Origin of the sequence: Streptomyces viridosporus, from assembly GCF_002078235.1 — a bacterium.
Classification (GTDB): Bacteria; Actinomycetota; Actinomycetes; order Streptomycetales; family Streptomycetaceae; genus Streptomyces; species Streptomyces viridosporus.
Genome location: NZ_MSGP01000456.1, coordinates 1 through 8,672 on the forward strand (window position 1 = coordinate 1; position 8,672 = coordinate 8,672).

The 8,672-nt window shown below is 74.5% G+C and carries 11 protein-coding genes; 6 read left to right on the plus strand and 5 right to left on the minus strand.

All coding sequences use genetic code 11. The features are described 5' to 3' along the window. The coding region (locus B7L92_RS28850; protein WP_170102255.1) for an HtaA domain-containing protein at window positions 1-837 on the plus strand (837 nt) is incomplete at its 5' end. 91 nt (window positions 838-928) lie between these two features. On the opposite strand, the gene B7L92_RS28855 is transcribed toward B7L92_RS28850, so the two are convergent. Then, complete coding sequence (locus tag B7L92_RS28855; protein WP_081240321.1) at window positions 929-1,210, minus strand: hypothetical protein; 282 nt, start codon at window positions 1,208-1,210, stop codon at window positions 929-931. Window positions 1,211-1,356: 146 nt separating this feature from the next. Here B7L92_RS28855 and B7L92_RS28860 point away from each other — a divergent pair, with 146 nt between their 5' ends. From B7L92_RS28860 to B7L92_RS28870, 3 genes are all read left to right on the plus strand, one after another. After that, a complete protein-coding gene (locus tag B7L92_RS28860; RefSeq protein WP_081240322.1) occupies window positions 1,357-2,001 on the plus strand; it encodes a PhzF family phenazine biosynthesis protein in 645 nt (214 codons plus the stop codon). Window positions 2,002-2,324: 323 nt separating this feature from the next. Then, entirely contained in the window at window positions 2,325-2,459 is a 135-nt protein-coding gene (locus B7L92_RS28865) for a hypothetical protein (protein ID WP_255311192.1), read from the plus strand. A 68-nt stretch (window positions 2,460-2,527) separates the two neighbouring features. Continuing rightward, window positions 2,528-3,322, plus strand: coding sequence for a polysaccharide deacetylase family protein (locus B7L92_RS28870; protein ID WP_081240323.1), 795 nt, complete (start codon window positions 2,528-2,530; stop codon window positions 3,320-3,322). 110 nt (window positions 3,323-3,432) lie between these two features. Here the strand turns inward: B7L92_RS28870 and B7L92_RS28875 are convergent, their stop codons facing one another. Further along, window positions 3,433-4,494 carry an MGDG synthase family glycosyltransferase gene (locus B7L92_RS28875; protein ID WP_081240330.1) on the minus strand — a complete coding sequence of 354 codons (1,062 nt, stop codon included), beginning with the start codon at window positions 4,492-4,494 and terminating at the stop codon, window positions 3,433-3,435. Window positions 4,495-4,840: 346 nt separating this feature from the next. On the opposite strand from B7L92_RS28875, the gene B7L92_RS28880 reads away from it, so the two are divergent. Further along, window positions 4,841-5,752 (plus strand): DMT family transporter, encoded by a 912-nt coding sequence (locus B7L92_RS28880; protein WP_081240324.1) that lies wholly within the window; start codon window positions 4,841-4,843, stop codon window positions 5,750-5,752. Between the two features lie 110 nt (window positions 5,753-5,862). Here B7L92_RS28880 and B7L92_RS28885 read toward each other — a convergent pair whose 3' ends face one another. Then, on the minus strand, window positions 5,863-6,510 hold the full coding sequence (locus B7L92_RS28885) for a biliverdin-producing heme oxygenase (protein ID WP_081240325.1): 648 nt from the start codon (window positions 6,508-6,510) through the stop codon (window positions 5,863-5,865). 155 nt (window positions 6,511-6,665) lie between these two features. After that, on the minus strand, window positions 6,666-7,523 hold the full coding sequence (map, locus tag B7L92_RS28890; protein WP_081240326.1) for a type I methionyl aminopeptidase: 858 nt from the start codon (window positions 7,521-7,523) through the stop codon (window positions 6,666-6,668). A 60-nt stretch (window positions 7,524-7,583) separates the two neighbouring features. Here map and B7L92_RS28895 point away from each other — a divergent pair, with 60 nt between their 5' ends. Continuing rightward, window positions 7,584-7,814 carry a hypothetical protein gene (locus tag B7L92_RS28895; protein ID WP_081240327.1) on the plus strand — a complete coding sequence of 77 codons (231 nt, stop codon included), beginning with the start codon at window positions 7,584-7,586 and terminating at the stop codon, window positions 7,812-7,814. A 64-nt stretch (window positions 7,815-7,878) separates the two neighbouring features. On the opposite strand, the gene B7L92_RS28900 is transcribed toward B7L92_RS28895, so the two are convergent. Further along, window positions 7,879-8,481 carry a hypothetical protein gene (locus B7L92_RS28900; RefSeq protein WP_081240328.1) on the minus strand — a complete coding sequence of 201 codons (603 nt, stop codon included), beginning with the start codon at window positions 8,479-8,481 and terminating at the stop codon, window positions 7,879-7,881. Between the last annotated feature and the right edge of the window lie 191 nt (window positions 8,482-8,672).

Consider the following 8,672-nt stretch of genomic DNA (forward strand, 5'->3'; position numbering starts at 1 on the left):
CCGGCCACCGCCCCCGCCACCCGGGGCGAGATCGCCGACGGCACCCTCGGCTGGGGCGTGAAGCAGTCCTTCCGCACCTATGTGGTCGGCCCGGTCGCCCAGGGCAGGGTCACCGCGTCGGACGGCGCGACACAGGCCTCCGGCAACGGCGCCTTCACGTTCCCCGACGCGACCGGCACGTACGACACCGACGCCGACACCCTGAAGGCCGCCTTCGAGGGCACGGTGAACTTCAAGGGCCACGAGGAGAACGGCACGCACGGTCTCGACCTCACCCTGACCGACCTCGAGGTGACCCTCGACGGCGGCACCGGCAAGCTCTCCGCCGACGTCACCAAGCTCGGCGAGAGCACGCGGGACGTGGTCCTGGCCGACCTGAGGGCCAAGTCGTCCGACCTGACCGCGAAGAACGACGTCATCACCCTCGACGACGTCACCGCGACCCTCACCGCGGCCGGTGCGAAGGCCTTCGGCGACTTCTACAGCGCCGGCACGGCACTCGACCCCGTCGACCTCTCGGTGGCCCTGACCGCCGACGCGAACCTGCCCGGCGGAACGGGCGGAACGGGCGGAACGGGCGGAACGGGCGGAACGGGCGGCACAGGCGGCACGGGCGGCTCCGGCGGCGACACCGGTTCCGGCACGGCGGGCGGCACGGGCACGACCGGTTCCACGACCGGCGGCATCGGCTCCACCACCGGCGACCTGACCGGCGGCCTCGCCAGCACCGGCTCGGACGTCCCGGTCGCCGCCCTCGGCACGGCGGCCGGCGTGGCGGTGGCCGCGGGCGCGGGCGTCGTCCTCGCGATGCGCAGGAGGCGCACGGCGGCCGAGTGACCCCGGGAACGCCTGCGCGTCGCCGCGGTTCGAAGGGGGTGCTCCTCACCGAGGGGCACCCCTCTTCCTCCTCGTTCCCCCTGGCCGGGGGTCAGTTGCCGCCGGCGGCCTCGAACATGTACTCCTCGGCCTTGTCGCGGCTGACGTTCCAGTACGAGACCAGGGGGTTGTCGTCGATGTTCAGGAAGGGCGCGTCGCCGGGCAGCGGGGCCTCGATCGGCCCGCTGTCCGCATCGGCGTCAAAGACGCCGCCCTGGAGACCGACGGTCACCTTCTCCACGGCTTCGGTCGGCGCACCGATCCGGAAGAGGAGCATGCCCGCGTAGGCCTTCCCGCCCGGCCCGATCGTGGCTCCCCGCATCTCGGACTCCATGGGGCCGACCTGGTCCTCCGGGCCGTCGTCGAAGCGGACGACCGGCCTGCCGTACGCCGGGGAGCCGGAGTCCGGGGCGGGTGCGGGGGGCCGGTGCCCCGGCGGCCCGGGACGGACCGTCGCCCGCGCGGTGCTTGAATGCCTCCGTGACTGACTACGACGTGCTGCGCGTCTTCTGCGGCCCCCGTGGCGGGTACGGCAACGAACTCGGCGTCGTCCGCAACGGCTCCGTGATGCCCGAACGGGACGAGCGGCAGGAGTTCGCCGCGAAACTCGGCTTCAGCGAGACCGTGTTCGTCGACGACCCCGAGCGCGGGGTGATCGACATCTACACGCCCACCCTGCGCCTGCCCTTCGCCGGCCACCCCTGCGTCGGCACGGCCTGGCTGCTCGACGTGCCCGAACTGGTTGTCCCCGCGGGGGTGATGGGTGCCCGGCAGGACGGGGAGTTCTGCTGGATCGAGGCACGGGCGGAGTGGGTGCCGCCGCGCACCCTGCGCCAGTACGCCACCGCCGCCGAGGTGGACGACCTGCCCGTGCCGCCGAAGGGGGAGTGGATCTACGCGTGGGCCTGGCTGGACGAGCCGGCGGGCCGGATCCGCGCCCGCGCCTTCCCCGGCCGCGACGACGGCATCGAGGAGGACGAGGCGACGGGCGCCGCGGCCCTGCTGCTCACCGACCGCCTGGGGCGTGCCCTGAACATCACCCAGGGCACGGGCTCCCAGATCCTGACGGCCCCCCAGCCGGAGGGGTGGACGGAGATCGGCGGACGGGTGTACCTGGAGCGCTGAGCGCCGTCGGCCCGTGCCGGAGCCGTGCGCGGCGTCCGCCGCCACCCACCGGCGACGGGACGCGGTCGACGACGGCCCGGCGGCAACATCCTCGGGCGTCCGAAAACCGCCGGTTTCCGTGGAAGGTTTGAAAGAGGAGGGTTCCGGCTACCCCACGTTCGTCACCGGCATGGCGGAACACACGGATGCGAGGCGAGGGGGCCGGGCCGGAAAGAGCACGGTCCGCCGTCGGCCGGCGGCGGCCCGAGCCGCGCCGAAGCACACCACGCGAGGAGGCCGGCTCGGGACGCACGGCGGCCCCGCGCCCGATCCTGCCCGAACGTGTGGCCGCCGAGGTCGTCGAGGCCCTCCGCCGGGAACGCCGGGAGGTCTTCGTGCCCGCCTGGCTCCGTGTGCCGGTCGGCGTGCGCGCCCTCGCGCCCTCCGTGTGCCGGAGCCTGGCGGCCCGCTTCGGCTGAAGGGAGGACCGGGAGCTGCCGTACGCCGCGCCCGAGGCCGGCGTTTCAGCACGTGACGGGAGACGGACATGCAGGGACGGTCGATCGGTACGGCTGTCGCCGCCGTGTCGGCGTGCGTCGCCGCGGCCCATGTCCTCCCGGCCGCGACCTGGCTCGCCGGCCCGCGGCGCACCTGGCTGCCGGCCCTGGCCGGTGCGGGGAGACCCGATCACGTGGCGCTCACGTTCGACGACGGGCCCGATCCCCGTTCCACGCCCGCCTTCCTGACCGCGCTCGACGAGCTGGGGGTCCGTTCCACGTTCTTCGTCCTGGGCGAGCGGGCGCTGTGCCACCGGGAACTGAGTCGCGAGATCGTCCGGCGCGGCCACGAGCTGGCCGTCCACGGCTGGACGCACGACCGGCCCTGGCAGCCGGCGCCGGCCAGGGAGGTCCGGCGACTGGCGCGAGCCGCGCACGCGGTGACGGAGGTGTCCGGCACCGCCCCCGACTGGTACAGGCCCCCGTACGGCATCCTGACCGGCGACCGGCTGCTGGCCGCACGCCGCACCGGGCTGCGCCCCGTCCTGTGGACGGCCTGGGGCCGCGACTGGACCGCGCGGGCCACGGCCGAGTCCGTGGCCGCCACCGTCCTGCCGGACCTGCGCGGCGGCGGCACGGTGGTCCTGCACGACACCGACCGCCACGCGCAACCGGGCTGCTGGCAGGCCGCCCTGGCGGCGCTCCCCCTCCTGGTGGGCGCCTGCCGCGCGGCGGACCTGACGGTCGGGCCGCTCCGCGAGCACGGCATCGCGCGCCCGGCACCCGGTGGCGGCGGGGCGGCTGCCGCGGATCCGCGGCCGGGCGACGGCGACGTCGTCCGCTGAGCGGTGGCGGTCCGGGGGCGACGCGGCCGGGCATCCGCTTCGGGCACCAGCGGGGGCCCCGGCTTCGGGCTCCACCGGGGGGTCTCGGGGCTTGCGGCGCCACCGGGGCCTCAGATCCTTCCTCGGGCGGCCAGCGACTCCAGCGGGGTCACGGCGTCGCCCCGGAAGAGGCGGCGGTCGGCGGCGGGCCGGCGGCCGGGTGCCGGGGCGCCCGAAGCGACGCGGTCCAGGAACCGCACCAGCTGCGACGGGTCGGCCGCGTACTCGGTCAGGCCGAGCGCCGCCATCCGGCGCACCCCCTCCACACCGTGACCGGGGATCGGACGGTACCCGACGACCGGGACGCCGACGGCGAGCGCTTCGAGCGCCGTCTGCCCCGCGGCGTTGTCGACCACCGCGCAGCAGGCCGCGAGCAGACCCGCCATGTCGTCCACCCAGCCCAGGGCGAGCGTGCCCGGCGCCTTCGACAGCAGTCGGCGCAACCGCTCGTTCCGCCCGCACGGGACGACCGGCAGGTAGCCGGCGCCGGACAGCAGGCGGGCCGTCGCGTCGAGGTGGCTTCCGACCCCCCACGCACCCGTGGACAACAACACGGGTCGGCCCCCGTCGCCGGTCGTGAGCCGCTGCCGCCAGTGCCGCTCGCCTGCCGGGTGCGGACGGAAGCGGCCCGGCAGCAGCGGACCGCACGCGGTGGCCGGCCGGCCCAGGCGGTGCGCCACGTCCCGGGCGATCTCCGGGGTGAGGCACAGGTAGAGGTCGTTGCCCCGGTGCAGCCACTGCCGGTGCACGGCGAAGTCGGTGACGACCACCGCGCTGGGCACCCCGAGCCGCCCGCGGGCCCGCATCCGCCCGGTCAGCTGGGCGGCGAGGTGGAAGACGGCGACGACCGCGTCGGCGCGTCCGTCCGCCACCTCCGCACGCAGCCGGTTCTCGGCGAGCACCGCGAGCGGCGCGGTGCCCGGCCGCCCGCCGCCGTCGGCACGGAAGAAAGCGGCGTAGATGCCCGCGTACACCAGGGGCGCGTGCCGCACCGCCGAACGGTAGAAGCCGCGCAGCCCGGCCCCGACGCCGGCGGGCAGCAGCTCCAGCACGTCCCTGCGCACGGCCTCGTGCCCGGTCGCCCGCAGACGCCGGGCCAGCTCGTCGGCCGCCGCGTCATGGCCCGACCCCATGCTCGCGGAGACCACCAGCAGGCGGCTCACGGCAGGCGTCGCAGCGGCACGGCGGCAGCGCGCCGCCCGGGCACGGGGACGGGGGACGAGAGGTGACGGGCCAGAAGGCGGGGACACCGGCAACGGCACATGTGCGCCATGAGTACCTCGCATCGAACGGTGGGAAACAGGTGTCCGCGGTCCCGGTCACCCACAGGCATCGGCCGGTCCTCCCCGTCCGCACAGCCGCCAAGTGGATGTTTATCCCCGGGCACGGCGGATACGTCTGTGTTCGCCCCACCGCCCTCCGCGCGACCGCCGCGTCCGCGGGGGCGTCCGCCGGGACCCGTGAACGACAGGCATCCGCATGAACGCACTCACCGTCGTGATGGCCCTGTTGTCCGCGCTGTTCAACGCGGCGGCGTCGGTGCTGCAGCGCCGTGCCGCCGTCGAACCGGCCGAGGTCTCCGGCCGCAGTCCCAGAGCGGTCGCGGCCCGCCTCGCGGGAATCGTGAGCCATCCGTACTGGTGGGCCGGAGCGACGGCCATGCTGCTGTCCGCGGTCTTCCAGGTCGTCGCCCTGGGCACCGGGCAGTTGGCGGTGGTGCAGCCCCTGCTGGCGAGCGAACTGCTGTTCACCCTGCTCATCGGCGCGGCGGTGTTCCGCCGCCGGCCCGGCGCCGGGATGTGGGCATCCTTCGCGATGCTCGCCGGCGGTCTGGCGCTCTTCCTGCTCAGCGCGTCCCCCTCGCAGGGCGGTGACCGGGCCGGCGACTGGCGCTGGCTCGCCGTCGGCGGCGTGCTGGCGTGCTGTGTCGCCGCCCTGCTGGCCGTCGCCCCGCGGCTGCGCGGTCCCCTGCAGGCCACCACGCTGGGCACCGCGACCGCCGCCTGCTTCGCCCTCACCGCCGCGCTCGTCAAGGAGGTGACCGGGCGTTTTCCGGAGGGGGTCCCCGGGGTCCTCACCACCTGGCACACCTATGCCGCTGCCGCCGTCGGCCTGCTGGCCGTCCTGCTCCTCCAGTGGACGTTGCGGGCCGGCAGCCTGTCCGCCTCCCAGCCGGCCCTGACCTTGGGCGACGCCCTGATCAGCGTCGCGCTCGGCGTCCTGCTCTTCGGGGAGAGCATCGCGCTGGGCTGGCGGCTGCTGCCCGAAGCCGCGGGCGTCGCGCTCATGGCCGCGGGCATCGTGGGCCTGACCCGGTCGCCCGCCGTGACCGCCGGTGGGAGCTGGGACGAGGTGGAGACCGAGTCGTCGGGGGCCCGGCCCTCCGCGTAGACGCGCCGGAGGCCCTCCGGGCGGCGGCGGTGCCGGCTTCCCCGGCCCGGCGGTGCGTCGCCGGCGGGGACGCACCGGTCGCCGAGGAGGCGGGCCGCTTCCGGGAGGGGCTACGCCGACAGCGGGAACTCCTCGCCCAGCCCCCGGAAGACGCTCGTGTTCAGGGCGAACGCCCGCTTGCACTCGGCCACGATCCGCTGCTTCTCCAGGTCGTCCACCGCGACCGCGTCCAGCAGCTCCCGGTAGCCGCGCTTGAAGGCGGCCGGGTTGGGGATCTCCTCGAAGACGTAGAAGCGGACCCCGTCGCCCTTCTTGGTGAAGCCCCAGGTCTTCTCCGCCCTGTCGCGGATGATCTGTCCGCCGGACAGGTCGCCCAGGTAGCGGGTGTAGTGGTGGGCTATGTAACCGGCCGGCCAGTCCCGCGCGCACTCGGTGACCCGCTCGGCGTAGGCCCGCGTGGCGGGCAGGGCGGTGAGGGTCGAGCGCCAGTCGGGGCCGCGCAGGTGCGCCAGGTCCCGCTCCAGCGCGGCCAGCCGGAACAGCTCCGGCCGGACGAAGGGCCCGGCCACGGGGTCCGACGCCAGCCGCTGGGTGGCGGACTCCAGTGCCTCGTAGACGAACCACAGCTGCTCGGTGTAGCGCGCGTACGCGTCCACGCCCAGTCGGCCGCCCAGCAGGTCGCTCATGAAGGTCGAGGTCTCCGCTTCCACGTGCTGCTCGTGCGAGGCGGTGCGGATGAGGGTCGAGAAGGAGTCCATGGGTCCAGATCTTCTATGGTTAGGCTTACCTAAGTCAATGCCTTGCCGACAGGCTGTCGGGAAAACCCGGGGGACCTCCTACCCCTTCCGGAGCAGAAGAAAGCCCGCCCTCCGGAGGAGATCCGAAGAGGGCGGGCCGAGGGGGCGGGGGAGCGTCAGGGCAGGGTCAGGATGTCGGCGCCCGTGTCCGTCACCACCAGCGTGTGCTCGAACTGGGCCGTGCGCCTGCGGTCCTTGGTCACGACCGTCCACCCGTCGTCCCACATGTCGTACTCGTGGGTCCCGAGCGTCAGCATCGGCTCGATGGTGAACGTCATCCCCGGCTGCATGACCGTCGTCGCGTGCGGGCTGTCGTAGTGCGGGACGATCAGGCCCGAGTGGAACGCGCTGTTGATGCCGTGGCCGGTGAAGTCCCGCACCACGCCGTAGCCGAAGCGCTTCGCGTACGACTCGATGACCCGGCCGATGACGTTGATCTGTCGGCCCGGCCTGACCGCCTTGATCGCCCGGTTCAGCGCCTCGCGGGTGCGCTCCACCAGCAGCCGGCTCTCCTCGTCCACGTCGCCCACCAGGTACGTGGCGTTGTTGTCGCCGTGCACCCCGCCGATGTACGCCGTCACGTCCAGGTTGACGATGTCGCCGTCGCGCAGCACCGTCGAGTCCGGGATGCCGTGGCAGATCACCTCGTTGACGGAGGTGCACAGCGACTTGGGGAAACCGCGGTAGCCGAGCGTCGAGGGGTAGGCGCCGTGGTCGCACATGAACTCGTGCGCCACCCGGTCCAGCTCGTCGGTGGTCACGCCGGGGGCGATGAGCTTCGCGGCCTCGGCCATCGCCTGCGCCGCGATCCGCCCGGCGGTCCGCATCGCCTCGATCGTCTCGGGCGTCTGCACCTCCGGACCGGTGTACGGCGTCGGGGCGGGCTTGCCGACGTACTCGGGACGGCGGATGTTCCCGGGCACGGAACGGGTGGGGGACAGCTCCCCCGGGACGAGCAGCGACTGGCCAGACATGTCGGCGAGTCTAATTCAGCGACGACGGGGGACCATCTTCCGTGGTGAGAGGAGCCGGACATGCCCCTGTTCAAGAAGCGGACGGTCGGAAAGCCGGGCGAGTGGTACTACTGCCTGGAGCACAAGAAGGTCGAGGAGGGCCCGGACTGCCCCAACAAGGACCGCTTCGGTCCGTACGCGAGCCGCCCCGAGGCCGAACAGGCCATGGAGACGGCCCGCGAGCGCAACCTCCAGTGGGAGAACGACCCCAGGTGGCACGACGCCCCCGCGGGCGAACGGGACGACGACTGACCCCGCGCCGACGCGACCGGGACGGCGACTGATCCCGCGCCGGCGCGACCGGGACGCCCGAGGGCTACCAACGCGTCGGCGGGGGTGCCGTCAGCAGGTCGGCCAGCCTCGACAGGCGGTCCCGGAAGCGGCGGCGCCCCCTGCGGGGCGGCAGGGCGTTCTCGCCGACCGCCGCGCTCACCAGGTGCTGCACGGTGTCCAGGTCCAGCTCGCAGCCGTCCGGGACGGAGAGCGTCTCGTGGACCATCGCCGGGAGCTCGCCGTCGCCGGGGCCGAGGGACAGCAGTGTCGCCCCGGCCCGGCGGGCGTCGAAGACCCGTTCGAGCAGCGGGGCGGTCGGCTCCTCGGGCGCCACCACCAGCAGGGTCTCGCCCCGCCGCACCGCCTCCAGCCGCCCCAGGCCCACCGCCAGGTGGGCCGGATCCGAGGGGCGCGCGTCGTGCCGCACCAGCGTCGGGGCCAGCTCCGGCGTGCCCGACCAGGCGGCCTCGTCCACCAGGTGCGCCGCCAGGTGCCACGGCTCGTACTCCCGGGTGCCCACCAGCAGCAGCCCGCCGCCGTGCGACACCACCGACCCGCGCAGCGTCCCCGCGAAGTGCCGGGTGGCACCCAGCCACTCCGTCCCGGCGAGCACTTCCCGCAGCAGTGCGACCCGTACCGCGTCCATGGAGCCGCATCCTGCCCCAACCGTGCCTCTCCCCACCGGCGTTCGCCCCGGATTCGCCCGACCCGGGGACAACGGCGGGCGCTGCCGTGACGGGGCTCACGCGGGCCGGGAACGGCGCGGCGGCGGACGTAGAGTCGGCCCATGACCTCTACCGACAGCGCACAGCAGCCCGCAACGCCCCCCGCGAAGGC